The following is a 16,524-nucleotide window of genomic DNA, read 5'->3' as shown; positions in this document are numbered from 1 at the left end:
CGCCCCCGTTCGTACACTGACATGGTGAGCGAAGACGACAGACGGCCGCAGCGCAAGAGCACCCGCCCCGTTCAGGGCGAGGGGCCTCAGCGGCGCTCCACAGGCGCGTCTGGAGCGGGGCCTCGGCGGCCGACGACGGGCAGCACCTCAACCGGCAGGGCCAGGCCGACGACGGGCTCGACCTCAACGACCCGAACCAGGCCGACGACGGGCTCGACCTCAACGACCCGAACCCGGCCGACGACCGGCTCGACCTCCACCAGTGGCGGCGGACGCGGCGGCGGAAAGAAGGGCGGCAAGGGTGGGCCTCCTCGCGACCGCCACGGCAAGCCGATCCCACGGTGGAAGTATCTGCTGCGCCGCATCGGCATCGGCGCCTTGGCCAGCGGGCTGGCCGTCTTCCTCCTTGGCTTCATCGGGCTGTTCATTCGCTACGAAACGTTGCCCGTGCCGCCGCCGAGCGCTTTCGCCCTGCAGCAGGCGTCCACGATCTTCTACGCGGACGGCACCACGGTGATGGGACGTCTTGGCCAGGCCGACCGCCAGGTCGTGGACGTCAGCAAACTTCCCCCCTACGTCCACCTGGCATTTGTCGCGGCCGAGGACCGCAGCTTCTACACGAACCCTGGCGTCGACTTCATGGGCACCGCGCGCGCACTGATCAAGACGGTCGTGTTCGGCAAGAAGCAAGGCGGGTCGACCATCACCCAGCAGTACGTCGAGCGGTACTACGTCGGCAAGACCACTACCGACATCAAGGGCAAGATCGACGAGGCGCTTCTCGCACTCAAGATCGATAAGCAGCAAGACAAGGACGTGGTTCTTGGCAACTACATGAACACCGTGTACTTCGGCCGCGGCGCTTACGGCATCGAGGCAGCGGCGCGCAACTACTTCGGTAAGCCAGCCGCAGACCTCACCGTATCCGAGTCGGCGATGCTGGCAGGGATACTCCCCGCGCCCTCGCGCTGGGACCCGGCCCTCAACCTCGCCCAGGCGACGTTCCGCTGGAACTACGTGCTTGACGGCATGGTCCAGGGCGGAACGATCACCCAGACCGAGCGCGACGCCATGGTCTTTCCCACCACCATCGAGTACGCCAATAACAACGTCTTCGCTGGCACACAGGGCTACCTGCTGCGCACCGCGCTCGACGAGGTCACGGCGACCACGGGCAAGACCCAAGAGGACATCGAAACCCAAGGCCTGAGCATCGTTACCACGATCCAGCCGGCGGCTCAGCAGTCGATCGAGGCGGCCGTCGCCCAAATGCCCACCGGCGCGGCCCCCAACTTGCGAGTCGCCGCGGTCACGATGGACCCCACGACGGGCGCGATCACCGGCATGTATGGCGGAGCCGACTACCTCACGATCCAGAGCAATGCGGTGACTCAAGACATCGCCCAGGCGGGGTCGACATTCAAGCCCTTCGCTTTGGTCGCCGCCCTGGAGAGCGGCATCTCGCTCAACTCGGTCTACGACGGCAACACCAACAGGACCGTTCCGGGGTTCGACTCCCCCGTGCACAACTTTTTGGGCGTCAACTTCGGAAACATCAACCTGATCCAGGCGACGGCCTACTCGGTCAATACGGTGTACACCCAACTCAACGTCGACGTCGGTCCCGACAAGACCCGAGAGGTAGCGATCAAGGCGGGAATCCCGGAGAACACCGCCGGCCTGGATGCAAATCCGTCCAACGTGCTTGGCTCCGCTTCACCGCACGCCATCGACTTGGCGTCGGCATACTCGACCTACGCGACGGGCGGCCTCAGTACGCAGCCGTTTATGGTCGCGTCGGTGACCGACTCCAAGGGCAACCTCTACTACGAACACCAGACGACGCCCAAGCGCGTCTTCGCGGAAGACGTCATGGCCGACGCCACATATGCGATGCAGCAAGTGGTCAACCTCAACGGCGGTTCGGGGCACTTCGCGGCCCAACTTGGCAGGCCAATCGCTGGCAAGTCGGGCACGTCAGACGCCAACCGCTCGGCCTGGTTCGTCGGCTTCACGCCGCAGCAGGTCGGCGTGGTCGGCATGTACCAAGTGGGGCCGAACGGTGAGGCGGAGGAGATCACGCCCTTTGGGGGCTTTAGACAGATCACTGGCGGGTCGATTCCCTCGCGGATCTGGACGTGGATGATGGGGCCGATCGTGAAGGATCAGCCGGTGGTCGACTTCCCTGCACGCGCGAACATCGGAAAGGCAAACACGTCAACTCCTTCATCCAGCCCGACGCCGAGCCCGTCGCCGAGCCCGACGCCAAGCTCGAAGCCAAGCTCGAAGCCAAGCCCCACGCCCACCCCGAAGCCGACCGCGCAACCCCTGCCGAAGCCGACCCTGCAGCCCCTTCCGAAGCCGACGCCCACGCCGGTTCAGGCGGTCAAGCCATGAGCGGGGCCCGCGTCACGGGTGATTCGGGCGCGCCTCGCGACTCACGGTTGGGCGGCACCCAAGGGGTCGCCGACCGGCTGGCCGCACTGACGGGCACCGAAGCCGCCGACTGGCATGTGGTCTTCAAGGCGCGGTACGGGATGTTGGAGACGTTCGCCGCGATTGCGGAACACACCTCGCGCCGGTCCGTTGTGTCGCAATTGCTGACATGCGCGACCGCGGTTGACCCGATTCTCGTTGCGGGTTTGAGGCCGACGTATGCGGAGGTCTCCCCCGACTCGCTGTCGATCGACCCGGATCGCCTCGCGGTGGGCGACGACGTTGCGGCGGTTGTCATTCAGCACACCTTCGGCATCGTCGACGATGCCGCCTCACAACGCGTCGCGGCCGCCGCACGCGCTGCGGGCGCCCTCGTGTTGGAGGACAGCGCCCACTGCGTCGGCCGGATGGCGAGGGGTGTCGACGGCGCGCCCATCGCCGACGTTGCCTTCCATTCCTTTGGTGTGGAGAAGATGCTGCCCACGATGTTCGGCGGCGCGGTATGGGTCAACCCGGCGATGGAGCACGAGGCCCTGCGTCTCGCGATCGTCGGCCGCCTCACGTCTCTCGATCGACCGGGGTGGCGACTGCGCTGTGCCGCGCGCACGTACCGCTACCAACTTGCAGTCCTCAACCGGGTTCCACGCCAGATCGGCAGGCCGCTCCGGTCCCTCTTGGTGAAGGTCGGTTCATTCGACCCGCCCGTCGCGGACTCAGAAACCGAGGGTCGCTTGGCCTACCGTTCAGCCGCGGCGACCGGCTGGATCCACGCAGGCGTCGCGGCCGCGCTGGGGCGGTTGCGCGCGAGCGAGGAGCTGCGAGCGAACGCCGTCGCCGCCTACGTGGAGGAGTTCGGCGACCGCGTGGAGATTCCCGCCAGCGCCACGATGGGGCAGCCGTTGGTGCGTTTCCCTTTCCTCGTGCCCCCTGGCGTCGACCCCGAGGTCGTCATTGCCGGATTGCGCGCCACGGGCGTGGTCGAGGGGCGTTGGTACCGGCCAGCACTCTTCCCAGGCGCATCGGATCCCGCCGTGTACGGGTACGTGCCCGGAGCAGCAGCCCACGCCGTGACCGAGGGTGTCATCGCGCGCATCGTCAATCTGCCCACCTCTGTGGAGCCCGATCAGGCGCGGCGCACCGCGCGTCACGCGCTCGAACTCATCGATTCATCCCGCGTCGGGCGTACTTGATGGTGCTGAGCGCGTGGCGAGCGTCAACTCGCAACACGTCGACGAGGCGCGTTGGGCTCATGTCTGGCCGATACCAAAGCGTGTGCTTGGCGCCCTTGCGGCCCGCCGCACGCACGCGCGAGCGCAGGCCGCGCGGCGCATAGATCACCGCTAGTGGGTAGGGCAGGTTGAGCCACAGCCGCTCCTGCGTGGTCGCCGCGTACGGTGTCGGCTTCCCGTAGATCCAGTCCTGGACGATGCGCGCGGGGATGTTGCCTCCGGCCGCCATCGCGTAGTACGACGCCCCCCCCTGGCGCACGTTGAGCTCAAGCACCTTGCTCACGCCGTCACGGCGGTCGCGCATCACATCGAAGTTCGCGCTCCCGGTGTAGTGGACCGCGTTGAGCAGCGTGCCGAGCGACGCGATCAGGTCCGGATCGTCGACGGACAGGATCGCGTCGTAGTTGCCGACCATGCCCGGGTCGTGGTCGGCGAGCACCACCTGGCCAACGGAGACAAAGGTGAGCTGACCGTTCCTGTCGGAGTACGTGTTGGCCACGCGCATCACCGACTCGTCTCCCTCGAGGTACTCCTGGACGAGGAGGTCGTCTTGGTACCCGGCGGCGAAGATCCGCTCGGCGACCTCGCGCACCGCCGCAGCGTCGTCAAGCAGGTAGATCTTTTGCTTGCCCTCGAAACGCAGGCGCGGGTAGACGTCCGTGTTGGATGGCTTAAGGATGACGGGATAGGCGAAGGGCAGGTCATCGCCGAGGCCCGCGTCGCCACGCGCATCGGGAGTGAGGACGACGGTGCGCGGGTGGGGCACTCCGAGCGCGTCGCACGTGGCGTAGAAGTCTGTCTTGTTGATGAGCTGGTCGGCGAGCTCACGGTCGACGAGCGGGATCACGAAGCGGTCGCCGAGCTCCTCGCGATGGTCGATGAGCACGTTGACGTAGTACTCGACCGTTCCGATGAGCAGCAGGGTGCGGCCGGGGAACTCGTCGGCGAGGGCGTGGAGTTGTCTCACGATCTCGTCGGGGTCGTCGAACTCGTTCGATGCGCGGACGTCGATGATCCGTGAGTTCCGCGTCTCCCTGAGTGCGACGCGGCCGAGCGCCAGGCTGCGCACGCCGAACTCCTCATGCAGGCTGCGGGCGATGTTGTACGCGCCAACGCCGGTGCCGAGCAGGATGGGAAGGAACTCCTCGTTGCCGTACGTCATCGGCTTCCCTTCAGGAGCCGCTTCGCGGCGAGCGCCCACGTCAGCGCACGGTAGGTCATGCGCTTGACGGGCACGTCATACGACGGGTCGACGGGCGTTGTCTCCTCGGCGAACTGCAGCTTGAACTGGCGCACGCCCATGAGCCCCGGTGCCTTGGCCGAGCCGACGCCCATCATGTCGTACCGCACGCACCCCTCTGCCTTGAGCGACATGAGGATGTACCACTTGAGGCGCAGCGCGGCGTTGGTTTCGAAGCCCTCGAGGTTCGAACCGCCGTAATAGTCCTGGCCCACGCCGTCGTAGAAAGTCGACAGCACCCACGACACCGCCCGGCCTGGCGCCCCTGGTCCGTCGGTTCCGGCTTCGTCTGTGCGTCGCGCGACGAACAACCGCGCGTGATCCCCGAGCGTCTCGAGCATCGAGTAGTACACCTCGGCCGGATAGATCCCAAAGCCGTCGCGGCCTGCGGTCTCCCGATAGATGTCGTACAGCTCGGCGAAGCCCTCGCGGGATATGCCGCGCTCCTCGGTGAGGGAGAAGCCCTCGTCCCGCAGGGTGCGGCGCAACTTCTTGCGGCCCGTCTTACCCATGGCCAGCATGATGTCGTCCTCGGAAGGTGTGAGGTCCACCTCGACCGTTTCGTCGTACGTCATCGTCTGCAGCAGGGGCCGAAGGTCGTCCGCCTCGTGGTGAGCGTGCAGGCGCACGAACACGACGTGGGGAGACCGGCTGGCCACGAAGGCACGCAACTCGTCGCGAAGTGCCTTCTCGGTGTCGGCCGTCGGGGTGGTGAGCCAGACCGGGCCGTGCTTGGCCCACACGTACGTGAAGCCGCGCCCCGCGTATTCGGTGAGGGCGATCACCGCGACCACCTTGTCGTCGGCGTCGATCGCGGCCAAGCGCCCCCACGGAGTCCGTTCCCCGATCGCGGCGTCGTAGGCATCCCACACGGCGGCCTGCTCGATCGGCACCGCCACTCCCGCGGCGTCCGCGAGGTCCTCAAGGGCGTCTGCGTCGATAGGATCAAGGCGAAGCTTCGTGTGGTCTGTCACCCGACGAGCCTACCGGCGCTGTGGATCATTTCCCGTGGACAGCGTTGACCTGTACTCTTGTGGATCGTGGTTTATGCCCGCCCACCTGGGCGGCGCGCCACTGCATGCGTCACCCTCCTGCTACGGAACGTCCGTAGCCGTTTAGTCCAGAGGAGGTGGGTTATCTATGCGCAAGTACGAAATGATGGTCATCCTTGACCCCGAGGTCGACGAGCGTACGGTCAAGCCGTCGCTCGAGAAGTACCTCGCCGTTGTCACGAATGACAAGGGCACGATTGACAGCCTTGATGTATGGGGCCGTCGCCGTCTTGCCTACCCCATCAAGAAGAAGACCGACGGGGTTTACGCAGTCATCAACTTCACGGCGGAATCTCCCACCGCGAAGGAACTTGAGCGTCAGCTCGGTCTCAACGAGACCATCCTGCGCCTCAAGCTGCTGCGTCCCGACGCTCACTAGCAGTCACACCCACGACACGACAGGGATATCTCATGGCAGGCGACACCCAGATCACCGTGATTGGCAATCTGACCGGCGACCCCGAACTGCGCTTCATTCAGTCCGGTGCCGCAGTGGTCAACTTCACGGTGGCGTCCACCCCCCGCACGTTTGACCGTCAGTCGAACGAGTGGAAGGACGGGGACACCCTGTTCATGCGCTGCTCCTTGTGGCGCGAGGCCGCCGAAAATGTGGCCGAGTCGCTCACCAAGGGCATGCGGGTGGTCGTTCTCGGCCGCCTCGTGTCGCGTTCGTGGGAAGCAAACGGTGAGAAGCGCACCGTCATGGAACTGCAGGTCGATGAGGTTGGACCCTCGTTGAGGTATGCCACCGCCAAGGTCACGCGCACACAGCGCGGCGGCTCGGGCGGCGGCGGTGGCTTCAGCGGCGGCGGAGGCGGCGGCGGTAACGCCAGCGCTCCTGCCGGTGGCGCCGACAACGACCCGTGGGCATCGGCTCCGTCCTCGGACGAGCCCCCCTTCTAAATAGCTCTTCTTGATGTAAGGAAAGACAGCAATGGCAAAGATCGACACGCGCAAGCCGCGTAAGAAGGTCAACCCTCTTAAGGCCGCCAAGGTCACGAAGGTCGACTACAAGGACACCCCCCTGCTCCGCAAGTTCATCTCTGACCGCGGGAAGATCCGTTCGCGCCGCGTCACGGGTGTGACCGTCCAGGAACAGCGTCAGATCGCGCGCGCCGTCAAGGTTGCTCGCGAACTCGCGCTGCTTCCCTATGCCGGTTCCGGCCGTTAAGGGGGACTGAGATATGTCGAAGATCATCCTCACGCATGAGGTCCACGGACTTGGTGTTGCAGGCGACGTCGTCGTTGTTAAGGACGGCTACGCCAACCACTTCCTCGTGCCCCGCAAGCTGGCCACCCCGTGGTCGACTGGTGCCGAAACGTCCATCGAGGCGATGCGCAAGGCTCAGCGCGGCCGTGAGCTCGCGACCATCGAGGAGGCCCAGGCTGCGCGCGACGCGCTCCAGGCCAACCCCGTGGTCGTGACGGTCAAGGCCGGCGAGAGTGGACGCCTGTTTGGCGCCGTGAGCACCGGCGACATCGCCGATGCGATCGGTGCGCGCGCCAAGGTGGACAAGCGTCGTATCCACGTCGCTTCGCCCATCAAGGCCCTGGGTGAATACCAGGTCAAGGTGTCGCTACACGGGGACGTGACGGCTACCGTCGACGTCCACGTCGTCGCCGCCAGCTAAATACGACATACGCCTCGGCGTCGGCCCAGCCCCTTCGTGGGGCGGGCCCGGCGCCGAGGCTTTGTCATTTCCCGGGTCCCTGCGGCGCGTCGTTGACGACTCGCCGAGGCGCTATCCCCAGACCTGGTGGCACCGCGCGAGGAGCGTTCTCGAAGACCGCCGCAACGCGCCGTCGGCCGTGCTCGACACGCCCACACGCAACACGCCGATAAGTTTGTCCCCCGAGTTATCCACAGCGGGGGACACGTCAACTGGGCTGATAGATAGAGATTTTGGCGCAATCCGGGGTTGTGATCGGCATGGCTCTCCACAGGTTTGTGCCCTCCTGTCCCCACCCCCCGCCGTGTGTGTACACAGACCGTCCACTGACCGTCCACCGTCCAGCGTTTGTGGGCAACTCCGGCGCTCCCTAGAGTTGCCTGTCAGAGCCGGGTGGGAGACTCGCGGTATGGGGGTGCGGGTCCCGGCAACAATGCGAAAGAGGGGTAGCGGGCGTGTCAATTGATGAGCTCGAGGTTGCGTACTCGCCGCGCACCCTGGACCGCACGCCGCCCCAGAATGTCGAGGCGGAGCAGTCGGTCCTCGGCGCGATGATGCTCTCCAAGGACGCGATGGCCGATGTCATCGAGGTGGTCAGGGCCAACGACTTCTATAGGCCCGCTCACGAGATGGTGTTCGACACCGCGACCAAGCTCTACAACTCGGGCGATCCTGTCGACGCGCTGACCGTTGGCTCCGAGTTGCAGCGCGCGGGCAACCTCGCCCGCATCGGCGGGGCCGAGTACCTCCACACGCTCATCTCGATCGTGCCCTCCGCGGCATCGGCCGGCTACTACGCCCGCTTGGTGCGCGAGCAGTCGATTTTGCGCAAGTTGGTCGAGGCGGGCACCCGCATTGCCAACATGGGCTACGACGCCGACGGCACCGAGGTAGACGAGGTCGTTGACAGCGCGCAATCCGAGATCTTCGCGGTCACCGAACGGCGCAACTCCGAGGACTTCCTGCCCATCGGCGACGTCATGGAGCGCACGCTCGAAGAGATCGACGCGGCGTCGAGCCGCGACGGTCAGATGCTCGGCATCCCCACCGGGTTCCGGCAGCTCGACGAGCTCACCGGTGGCTTCCAGGCCGGCCAGATGATCGTCCTCGCAGCGCGCCCCGCCATCGGCAAGTCGACGCTCGGCCTCGACATCGCGCGCTCCGCCTCCATCGCCCACGGCAAGGCCTCGGTCATCTTCTCGCTCGAAATGAGCCGAGAGGAGATCACCAAGCGCATGCTCGCCGCAGAGGCGGGCGTGAAGCTCTCCAAGCTCACCAAGGGCCCGATGGGCCCCAACGACTGGGAGAGGCTCGCCTCCACCGCCGCCCGCATCGCGAAGGCGCCACTGTTCATCGACGACAGCCCCAACATGTCGCTCATGGAGATCCGCGCCAAGTGCAGGCGCCTCAAGCAGCAGCACGATCTCAGCCTGGTCATCGTGGACTACCTCCAGCTGATGAGCTCCGGCCGCAAGGTCGAGTCCCGCCAGCAAGAGGTTTCCGAGTTCTCCCGCGCGCTCAAACTGCTCGCCAAGGAGATCCAGGTGCCCGTCATCGCGATCTCGCAGCTGAACCGCGGAGCAGAGCAGCGCACCGAGAAGCGCCCCATGCTCTCCGACATGCGTGAGTCCGGCGCGATCGAGCAGGACGCCGACATCGTGATCCTGCTTCACCGCGACGACGCCTACGACCGCGACAACCGACCGGGCGAGGCGGACTTCATCATCGCCAAGCACCGCTCGGGACCCACCGACACGATCGCGGTCGCCTTCAAGAAGGACTACGCGCACTTCGCCGACATGGCGGCGGATCTGTAAGGCGAGTCCGGCGATTTATCGGCGGTCCACACAGCCATCCGCTGCGGGGACGGCTCCGAATTCACGTGAGCGGCACGCTCCGCACTGCACTCTTCACACCCTGTGGCATCTAGCGCTGTGAGGCGAGAGTCCTTAGGCTGACCTCGGAGGTCGTCATGAAGAGAATTATCCCCATCTTCGCCATGGCCATTGCCACCGCCCTGACCCTCGCGGCCTGCTCTGCCGCTGCGCCGGACACCGTCACGATGTCGAACGCGGCCGCAGCCGGTTCCGGTCAGGGGGCCGCCATGGCGTCCGCCGCAGCAGGCGCCGAGCAGAAATGGGCGGACCCAAGCGCACCAGACATCTTCAAGTTCATGGCGACGGACCTCGTGACCGGAAAGCCTGTCGACGGAACGACGCTGATCGGAAAGGACGTGGTGATGTGGTTCTGGGCGTCATGGTGCCCCGTCTGCAACGCGGAGGCGGGCGCGATGGTGAATGCGATGCCCAGCTTCCCACCCGGTGTGACCGTGCTTGGCGTGGCGGGCGAGTCGAGCGTCGCCGAGTCGAAGACCTTCATCGCGGACCACCCCGGCATCGACGGGTTCCCCAGCATCTATGACCAAGATGGCCACATCTGGAAGGACTTCGGCGTCGTCGGGCAGCCCACGATGGTGCTCATCAAACACGATGGAATGTCGCTGACCTACGAGGGCGGCTACGGCAAGTACGACATCATCGACAAGGTGGCATGGCTCGGCCAGGCGTAGCAGGTTCACAGCCAGCGCGCCGGCAGCTAATGCTTGGCCCGAATCTGCCTGCTCGATGCCACGAATACCCACGACCCGAAGGCCACCGTGGCGGCAAGGAGGATTACCAGCACGGTCGTTCCCCAGCCGCGAATGGCATTGGTAATGTCACCCTGCCAGCCAGACGTGGTGAACAGCACCGACTCAAGAGCGCTGATTCCATGTAGTTGGAGCACCTCGGCGAGGCCGTAGAGCACCACATACAGTCCCGACACCGTCATGAGGGTGCCGCCGATGCGCATGATCAGCCCCGTGCGCATTCGTAGGGCCCGGCCGACGGCGGTCCCCGCAAACGCGGCCGCAATGGACACGAGCACCACGGACGTTCCCATGCCGGCGCCGTAGATGACGAAAGGGCTCACGGTGCCGATCACATTCCGCGCGTCAAGAGCCTGAGTGACGACCGCGAAGAATGGGCCGATGGTGCACGACAGAGAGGCGAAGGCGAAGGACACCCCGTACAAGACTTGTGACCATGCGGCCCGCCCGGGGGCGCGTCCTGTGAGAGCGGCGGGCGTCATCCTGAGGCCAGGAACCCGCGCCTCGTGACCGAGGACCATGGTGATTCCCAGCGCCACGAGGACCACGCCCAGAGCCATCGTGACGTACGGCATGTACGGAAGGACGTACCCCTGCAGCGCTGAGTTGATTCCCACGAAGACGAGCCCGAAGGCCGCGAACACGGCCACGAATCCGGCCGTCATGGCGAGTCCAAACACGATGGCCCTGCGGAGGGCCATGAGCCGGGTGGTGTCGCCGTCGGCCGTGCCGGTGACGATCACGGCGATGTAGGCGGGCAGCAGCGCAAATCCGCATGGGTTGAATGCCGCCACCGCACCCAAGAGGAGTGCGAAGGCGGCGGCTGTGGCGTCGATCAGTAAAGAGTACGACTACTTCCACAATCGCACAGATAGGTTCCGCACATTGTGCTGGCCGCTTTGCGACCCGCCAGGCTAGTAGACGGTGAGCAGCAGCACGGCGAACGCGGCGGCGCCCGCGAGCATCGTCAGGGCGAGGTTGCGCTTCCACACGGCGGCAGCAACCGCGACCAAGGCCGCGATGTGCCAGGCGCCGAACGGTCGCCATGCGCCCTGGTCGAGGAACAGGGCGTTGCCGACGATCGCCCCCATGGTCGCCGGGCCGATCATCCGCAGGGCGCGACGGACCAGCGGCGGAATGCGGTCCTCGTTTTGGAAGATCAAGATGCCGGAGGCGCGAATGAGGTAGGTGCCGATCCCCGCGAGGACGACCACGATCCAGATTCTCATGCCGAGTCCGCCGTATCCGCCGTGGGCTCGGTCGCGCTGCGCCGCGACGGGCGATCATCCGACGTGCGCCTGTGTACGAGCAAGCCGGCCGTCATCCCGAGCAGCGCGGCCGTGACGATGTTGAGCCCGAGCGGCAGGTCCTTGAGCGAGGCGACCGCAACGACTCCCGTGACCGCTGCGACGAGTTCGGGAAGGCCGCGGATCCCGGGAATGGCGAGCGCGATGAACATTAGCGGGACGATGAACCCCACCTGCCACGCGCCCGGCACCACCGGCCCGAGCAGGATCCCCGCGACGGTTCCGCCCGCCCACCCGGTCCGCATTGGCAGCGTGACCCCGAGCATGTAGTACTGCTGCAGCGCGGGCGTCTTCCAACGCTCCTGGCCGCGCACGTACAGGCCGACCGTCTGGTCGGCGACGAAGTACGCGAGCCCCCAGCGCCAGGCGGGCGTGAACCGGCCAAACATGGGTGCAAGCGCGGCGGAGTACAGCGCGAAGCGCGCATTGACGATCAGCGCGGACAGCACGGCGATGGCGACCGCACCCCCGACCGCGAAGACCTCGACGGCCGCGGTCTGGCCCGCTCCCGCGCCCACGATGAGCGAGCTCGCGGCGCCGGCGATCGGGTCGATGCCCCGCGCCCGCACGAGTGCGCCGAACGAGAGCCCGAACACCGTGACGCCGGGAACGAGCCCCGCGACGTCGCGCACGCCATCGGCGAAGGCGGCGCGGGAGGTCATGCTCACGATGTTAGAGGGCGGTGACGACGCGCCAGCGCGTCAGGCGGAACAGGACCGCCCCAATCGCCAAACCGACGACGACGATGCCCCCCACGACGATCACTACCGGCGCGTACCCGTCCTTGGGATCCATGAAGGGGTACGGAATCCACCCGTCGGTCGCGCCCCGGACGATGGCGACCGCGATCCACACCACGGCATATGGCAAGACCACCCAGGCGCGCCTGATGGGGTGCATCTTCCGGGGGCCCTCGAGTAGCCAGTCGGCGAGCAAGATCACGCACGAGATGCCGTGCATCGTCAGCGTCGACCACCGGTACGGGTCGCCGGGCTCGAAGCCGCCCAGGAGGGTCCAGAACACGACGGTGACGATGACGAGGTACATCGTGACGCTCGCGCGGGCGTATTCGAGCCACAGGGGGCGGGGCCTGCCGGTGTACCCGACCACAACAAGCAGCAGGATCGCGGCGAGGATGTTGCTCTGTTGCGAGAAGTAGCCGAGCGTGTCAAAGAACGCGAAGTCGCCCAGGTGGAGGTGCCTGACGACGTTCGCGACGAGGGCGGCGATGATCAGGGCCGCGCCGAGCACACGCCAGGTACGAATCGCGGTGGTCATAGGGCGATCCTAAGGGCGGTGCGGCGGAGGTCGCGGCGGCTAGATGGCCGTGGTGGTGGCGAGTTCCGGCGAGGGGGCTCGCTGGGGAGTGCGAGCGAACGCCATCCTCGAAAACAGCCACAAGGTAGGTACTAGGTACAACACCCAGGTGATCACTTGGAGGATCGTGCTCTCTGGAGAGAAGTTGAAGATGCCCTTCAGCAGCGTCCCTGCGAAGGACCCCGGCGGGATCGCGGCGGTGACGTCAAAGGCAAGGGTCTCTGAGCCCGGAAGGACGCCCGCCTCCTGCAGATCGTGGATCGCGTAGGCGAGGACGCCCGCGGCGACCACGATGAGGAACAGCCCCGTCCACTGGAAGAACATGCGCAGGTTGATGCGCACCGCGCCGCGATAGATCAGGTAGCCGAGGGCGATGGCCGTCGCGAGGCCGAGCACCGCTCCGGTGATGGGTGCCGATGTCGATCCCGCGGCCTGGATTCCTGCCCACAGGAATAGTGCCGTCTCCAGGCCCTCGCGGCCGACCGCAAGGAGGGCCATGGCGATGATCGCGCCCTTGCCGAGCGCGATGGCCTTCTCGAGCCCGTCTTCGAGGTGCCGCTTCAGGAAGCGTGCGGTCTTGCCCATCCAGAAGATCATCCAGGTGATGAGGCCAACGGCGGCGATGCTGAGCACCCCGCCGAGGGTCTCTTTGGCGGTGAAGCTGAGCTCGCGCGGCCCGAGCGTCAGCGCGGCTCCCGCAGCGAGAGAGACCCCGGTGGCGATGCCAATGCCGATCCACACGGCACCGAGCAGGTCGCGCCTGCCCGTGCGCACGATGTACGCGATGAGGATGCCGATGACGAGCGACGCCTCAAGGCCCTCTCGCAGACCGATGAGGTAGTTGGCAAGCATGGACTCTCCCTGACTGAATGTGACCGGCTAAGTAAGGCAACCCTTACTTGGTCAGGCTAGGGGAGGGCGACGCCCGGTGTCAAATATTCGCAACATCGGTGTTGCGTAATTCGAGTGAGCGGGCTAACGCTACTCCGCGAGCTCGTCGAGGATCTCGCAAATGGCGGCCCCTGCGGTCACGGAGGATCCCAATGCCGCGGTGAGTTTGGAGACCGTGCCGGCCCTGTGGGCGGTGAGCGGTTGCTCCATCTTCATGGCCTCGAGCACCACGATGAGGTCGCCCTCGGCCACCACTGCGCCCTCGGCGACGGCCACCTTGACGATCGTCCCCTGCATCGGCGAGGCAAGAGTGACGCCCGAAGATGCGCGAGTGGCGGGTCCCTTGCGCGCAGTGCGCCTGGCTGGGCCGCCCGCGCGGGCGCGTGCCCTGCCTGCCTGGGCGAGAGCCGCGGGGAGCACGACCTCGAGCCTCTTGCCGCCCACCTCGACCACGACGCGTTCGGTCGCGCCGTACTCGTCATCGGCGTGAGCGCCGTGGGAGAGCGACGCCCCGAGCGCCTTGACCCGGGACTCAAAACCGGTCTCGATCCAGGTCGTATACACGCCGAGAACACCGTCGGCCGCCGCAAATTCGGGGGAGTCGACAACGGCCCTGTGGAACGGGAGCACCGTGGGGATGCCCTCGATTCTCATCTCTTCGAGCGCCCGCCTGGAGCGTTCGAGAGCCTCGGTCCGGGTGGCACCCCAGACGATCAGCTTGGCCACCATCGAGTCGAAGTTGCCAGAGACCGTGTCGCCTTGGCGCACCCCGGCGTCGACGCGCACGCCGGGGCCTCCCGGAACGATGAACGTCGAGACGCGTCCGGGTGCGGGCATGAATCCGTTGACCGGGTCTTCGCCATTGATGCGGAACTCGAAGGCGTGCCCGCGCACCTGGGGGTTGAGCTCGGAGATCGCCTCGCCGGCCGCGATGCGGAACTGCTCGCGCACCAGGTCCACTCCGGTCACCTCTTCGGTGACGGGGTGTTCAACCTGCAGGCGAGTGTTGACCTCAAGGAAGCTGATGGTGCCGTCCGTGCCGACCAGGAACTCGCACGTTCCCGCGCCGATGTAGCCCGCCTCGCCCAGGATCGCCTTGCTCGACTCGACCAGGCGTGCGTTCTGGTCGTCGGTCAGGAACGGCGCAGGCGCCTCCTCGACCAGCTTCTGGTGACGACGCTGGAGCGAGCAGTCGCGCGTCGAGACGACGACGACGTTGCCGTGGGTGTCGGCGAGGCACTGCGTCTCGACGTGCCTGGGCTTGTCGAGGAACCGCTCAACGAAGCACTCGCCGCGGCCGAAGGCCGCGATGGCCTCGCGCGTGGCGGAGTCAAACAGTTCGGGGATGTCCTCCAGGTAGCGCGCGACCTTGAGCCCACGCCCGCCGCCGCCAAAGGCGGCCTTGATGGCCACGGGGAGGCCGTGCTCCTCGGCGAAGGCCAGCACCTCGGAGGCGTTCGCGACCGGGTCTGCGGTGCCCGGCACCAAGGGGGCGCCGGCGGCGAAGGCAATGTGGCGAGCACTCACCTTGTCGCCAAGCGACCTGATCGCGTGGGGAGGAGGGCCGATCCAGATGAGGCCGGCATCGATGACGGCTTGGGCGAACTCGGCGTTCTCCGACAGGAAGCCATAGCCGGGGTGGATCGCCTCGGCGTGGCTGCGCACCGCGATGTCGATGATCTTGGAGATATCCAGGTAGGTGTCGCGGGCGATTGAACCGCCCAGCGCGTATGCCTCGTCGGCGAGAGCGACGTGGGGCGCGTCCCTGTCGGGGTCCGCATACACCGCGATCGACCTCAGCGAGGCGTCGCGGCAAGCACGGATCACGCGGACGGCGATCTCGCCACGATTGGCTATCAAAACCGAAGAGAACGCAGGCACGTTGCTCAACCTACCCCGCAGTGCGGTGGCATCCACCGTGTTCGAACCCCCCTGGCCGTGGTTTTGGAGGGGAGCACAGCATGCGGGACCCGAATTGTAGGGAACCTACAAAAACTGAGGGCTCTCAGGGACCTACGGGGGTGAAGGTTGTGGAGCCGCCACAAACGGCGGTCCCGGGTCGCCCATGGGTTGGCGTACCACCGGGCACGCCACGTCACGCGCCGTTCGCTCTCCACAACTCGGTGACGCTCACTCCGCGTTCCCCGAGTAGCCGCCTGAATAACGGAAGGCTCACTCCGACGACGTTGTGGTGATCGCCCTCGATGCTCTCGACAAACGACCCGCCGATGCCGTCGACCGTGAACGCGCCAGCGACGTTGAGCGGTTCGCCCGTCGCGACGTATGCGGCGATCTCGGCGTCGCTGAGATCGGCAAAGTGAACGGCGGTGGACGCGACGCCTCCCGTCGCGCCGGGGTGACCCTCGCGGCAGTCGACGAGCCAGTGGCCCGTGTGAAGCGCCCCGGAGCGGCCGCGCATCGCGCGCCACCGAGCGGTGGCGGTGACGGCATCTCGAGGCTTGCCCATGATCTCGCCGTCGAGTTCCAGCATCGAGTCGCAACCGAGTACCAGCCCGGCCGATGCCCTGCTCGCGACGTCCTCCGCCTTGGCTTTGGCGAGGATCAGGATGGCATCGGCATGGGTGAGGGTGCCGCCCGACGCGGCGCGGGCCTCGTCAAGAACGGCGTCCTCGTCGACTCCGCTCACCACGACGATCGGGTCGAAGCCCGCGGAGCGCAAGGTGGCGAGGCGAGCAGGGGACGCGGAGGCGAGGGTGAAGGTGATCACCCGATGG

Annotated in this window: 17 protein-coding genes; 8 read left to right on the top strand and 9 right to left on the bottom strand. The window is 66.4% G+C overall.

Annotated elements, in window-relative coordinates; genetic code table 11:
- Positions 1–24 precede the first annotated feature (24 nt).
- Together BKA03_RS00170 and BKA03_RS00165 are read left to right on the top strand one after the other, a co-directional pair.
- On the top strand, positions 25–2,397 hold the full coding sequence (locus BKA03_RS00170; RefSeq protein ID WP_152649599.1) for a transglycosylase domain-containing protein: 2,373 nt from the start codon (positions 25–27) through the stop codon (positions 2,395–2,397).
- The gene (locus tag BKA03_RS00165) at positions 2,394–3,626 is read left to right on the top strand and encodes a DegT/DnrJ/EryC1/StrS family aminotransferase (RefSeq protein WP_062075618.1); all 1,233 of its coding nucleotides are present in this window, start codon (positions 2,394–2,396) and stop codon (positions 3,624–3,626) included. The genes BKA03_RS00170 and BKA03_RS00165 overlap by 4 nt, the downstream gene beginning before the upstream one ends.
- On the opposite strand, the gene BKA03_RS00160 is transcribed toward BKA03_RS00165, so the two are convergent.
- Together BKA03_RS00160 and BKA03_RS15630 are read right to left on the bottom strand one after the other, a co-directional pair.
- Positions 3,595–4,827, bottom strand: coding sequence for a carboxylate--amine ligase (locus BKA03_RS00160; RefSeq protein ID WP_062075617.1), 1,233 nt, complete (start codon positions 4,825–4,827; stop codon positions 3,595–3,597). The genes BKA03_RS00165 and BKA03_RS00160 overlap by 32 nt on opposite strands.
- The gene (locus BKA03_RS15630) at positions 4,824–5,879 is read right to left on the bottom strand and encodes a lipid II:glycine glycyltransferase FemX (RefSeq protein WP_062075616.1); all 1,056 of its coding nucleotides are present in this window, start codon (positions 5,877–5,879) and stop codon (positions 4,824–4,826) included. Before BKA03_RS15630 ends, BKA03_RS00160 begins: the two co-directional genes overlap by 4 nt.
- A 166-nt stretch (positions 5,880–6,045) precedes the next feature.
- On the opposite strand from BKA03_RS15630, the gene rpsF reads away from it, so the two are divergent.
- The 6 genes from rpsF to BKA03_RS00125 all read left to right on the top strand — a co-directional run bounded on the left by rpsF (position 6,046) and on the right by BKA03_RS00125 (position 10,196).
- A complete protein-coding gene (gene rpsF / locus BKA03_RS00150) occupies positions 6,046–6,336 on the top strand; it encodes a 30S ribosomal protein S6 (RefSeq protein WP_062075615.1) in 291 nt (96 codons plus the stop codon).
- A gap of 32 nt (positions 6,337–6,368) precedes the next feature.
- Entirely contained in the window at positions 6,369–6,860 is a 492-nt protein-coding gene (locus BKA03_RS00145) for a single-stranded DNA-binding protein (RefSeq protein WP_062075614.1), read from the top strand.
- A 31-nt stretch (positions 6,861–6,891) separates the two neighbouring features.
- Entirely contained in the window at positions 6,892–7,128 is a 237-nt protein-coding gene (rpsR, locus tag BKA03_RS00140; RefSeq protein ID WP_062075613.1) for a 30S ribosomal protein S18, read from the top strand.
- 13 nt (positions 7,129–7,141) lie between these two features.
- The gene (gene rplI, locus BKA03_RS00135) at positions 7,142–7,588 is read left to right on the top strand and encodes a 50S ribosomal protein L9 (protein ID WP_062075612.1); all 447 of its coding nucleotides are present in this window, start codon (positions 7,142–7,144) and stop codon (positions 7,586–7,588) included.
- 494 nt (positions 7,589–8,082) lie between these two features.
- The gene (gene dnaB / locus BKA03_RS00130) at positions 8,083–9,444 is read left to right on the top strand and encodes a replicative DNA helicase (RefSeq protein ID WP_062075611.1); all 1,362 of its coding nucleotides are present in this window, start codon (positions 8,083–8,085) and stop codon (positions 9,442–9,444) included.
- 155 nt (positions 9,445–9,599) lie between these two features.
- A complete protein-coding gene (locus tag BKA03_RS00125) occupies positions 9,600–10,196 on the top strand; it encodes a peroxiredoxin family protein (RefSeq protein ID WP_083971804.1) in 597 nt (198 codons plus the stop codon).
- Positions 10,197–10,222: 26 nt separating this feature from the next.
- Here BKA03_RS00125 and BKA03_RS00120 read toward each other — a convergent pair whose 3' ends face one another.
- From BKA03_RS00120 to BKA03_RS00090, 7 genes are all read right to left on the bottom strand, one after another.
- The gene (locus BKA03_RS00120) at positions 10,223–11,110 is read right to left on the bottom strand and encodes a cytochrome c biogenesis CcdA family protein (RefSeq protein ID WP_439645172.1); all 888 of its coding nucleotides are present in this window, start codon (positions 11,108–11,110) and stop codon (positions 10,223–10,225) included.
- Between the two features lie 78 nt (positions 11,111–11,188).
- Positions 11,189–11,503 (bottom strand): AzlD domain-containing protein, encoded by a 315-nt coding sequence (locus BKA03_RS00115; protein ID WP_062075608.1) that lies wholly within the window; start codon positions 11,501–11,503, stop codon positions 11,189–11,191.
- The gene (locus BKA03_RS00110) at positions 11,500–12,243 is read right to left on the bottom strand and encodes an AzlC family ABC transporter permease (protein WP_062075607.1); all 744 of its coding nucleotides are present in this window, start codon (positions 12,241–12,243) and stop codon (positions 11,500–11,502) included. Before BKA03_RS00110 ends, BKA03_RS00115 begins: the two co-directional genes overlap by 4 nt.
- 10 nt (positions 12,244–12,253) lie before the next feature.
- Positions 12,254–12,859 carry a Pr6Pr family membrane protein gene (locus BKA03_RS00105; protein ID WP_062075606.1) on the bottom strand — a complete coding sequence of 202 codons (606 nt, stop codon included), beginning with the start codon at positions 12,857–12,859 and terminating at the stop codon, positions 12,254–12,256.
- 39 nt (positions 12,860–12,898) lie between these two features.
- The gene (efeU, locus tag BKA03_RS00100; protein ID WP_062075605.1) at positions 12,899–13,750 is read right to left on the bottom strand and encodes an iron uptake transporter permease EfeU; all 852 of its coding nucleotides are present in this window, start codon (positions 13,748–13,750) and stop codon (positions 12,899–12,901) included.
- A 129-nt stretch (positions 13,751–13,879) separates the two neighbouring features.
- A complete protein-coding gene (locus BKA03_RS00095; protein WP_062075704.1) occupies positions 13,880–15,670 on the bottom strand; it encodes an acetyl/propionyl/methylcrotonyl-CoA carboxylase subunit alpha in 1,791 nt (596 codons plus the stop codon).
- Between the two features lie 214 nt (positions 15,671–15,884).
- Entirely contained in the window at positions 15,885–16,517 is a 633-nt protein-coding gene (locus BKA03_RS00090) for a Maf family protein (protein ID WP_062075604.1), read from the bottom strand.
- Positions 16,518–16,524 lie beyond the last annotated feature (7 nt).

This window comes from Demequina lutea, assembly GCF_013409005.1.
GTDB lineage: Bacteria > Actinomycetota > Actinomycetes > Actinomycetales > Demequinaceae > Demequina > Demequina lutea.
This window is presented reverse-complemented; position numbering and strand designations above follow the sequence as displayed.

Bases quoted from the DNA above. Each gene is read 5' to 3' on its own strand.
- rplI (WP_062075612.1), top strand. From the start codon at position 7,142: ATGTCGAAGATCATCCTCACGCATGAGGTCCACGGACTTGGTGTTGCA.
- BKA03_RS00115 (WP_062075608.1), bottom strand. From the start codon at position 11,503: ATGAGAATCTGGATCGTGGTCGTCCTCGCGGGGATCGGCACCTACCTC.
- BKA03_RS00110 (WP_062075607.1), bottom strand. From the start codon at position 12,243: ATGACCTCCCGCGCCGCCTTCGCCGATGGCGTGCGCGACGTCGCGGGG.
- BKA03_RS00160 (WP_062075617.1), bottom strand. From the start codon at position 4,827: ATGACGTACGGCAACGAGGAGTTCCTTCCCATCCTGCTCGGCACCGGC.
- rpsR (WP_062075613.1), top strand. From the start codon at position 6,892: ATGGCAAAGATCGACACGCGCAAGCCGCGTAAGAAGGTCAACCCTCTT.
- BKA03_RS00145 (WP_062075614.1), top strand. From the start codon at position 6,369: ATGGCAGGCGACACCCAGATCACCGTGATTGGCAATCTGACCGGCGAC.
- rpsF (WP_062075615.1), top strand. From the start codon at position 6,046: ATGCGCAAGTACGAAATGATGGTCATCCTTGACCCCGAGGTCGACGAG.
- BKA03_RS00105 (WP_062075606.1), bottom strand. From the start codon at position 12,859: ATGACCACCGCGATTCGTACCTGGCGTGTGCTCGGCGCGGCCCTGATC.
- BKA03_RS00125 (WP_083971804.1), top strand. From the start codon at position 9,600: ATGAAGAGAATTATCCCCATCTTCGCCATGGCCATTGCCACCGCCCTG.
- efeU (WP_062075605.1), bottom strand. From the start codon at position 13,750: ATGCTTGCCAACTACCTCATCGGTCTGCGAGAGGGCCTTGAGGCGTCG.
- BKA03_RS00165 (WP_062075618.1), top strand. From the start codon at position 2,394: ATGAGCGGGGCCCGCGTCACGGGTGATTCGGGCGCGCCTCGCGACTCA.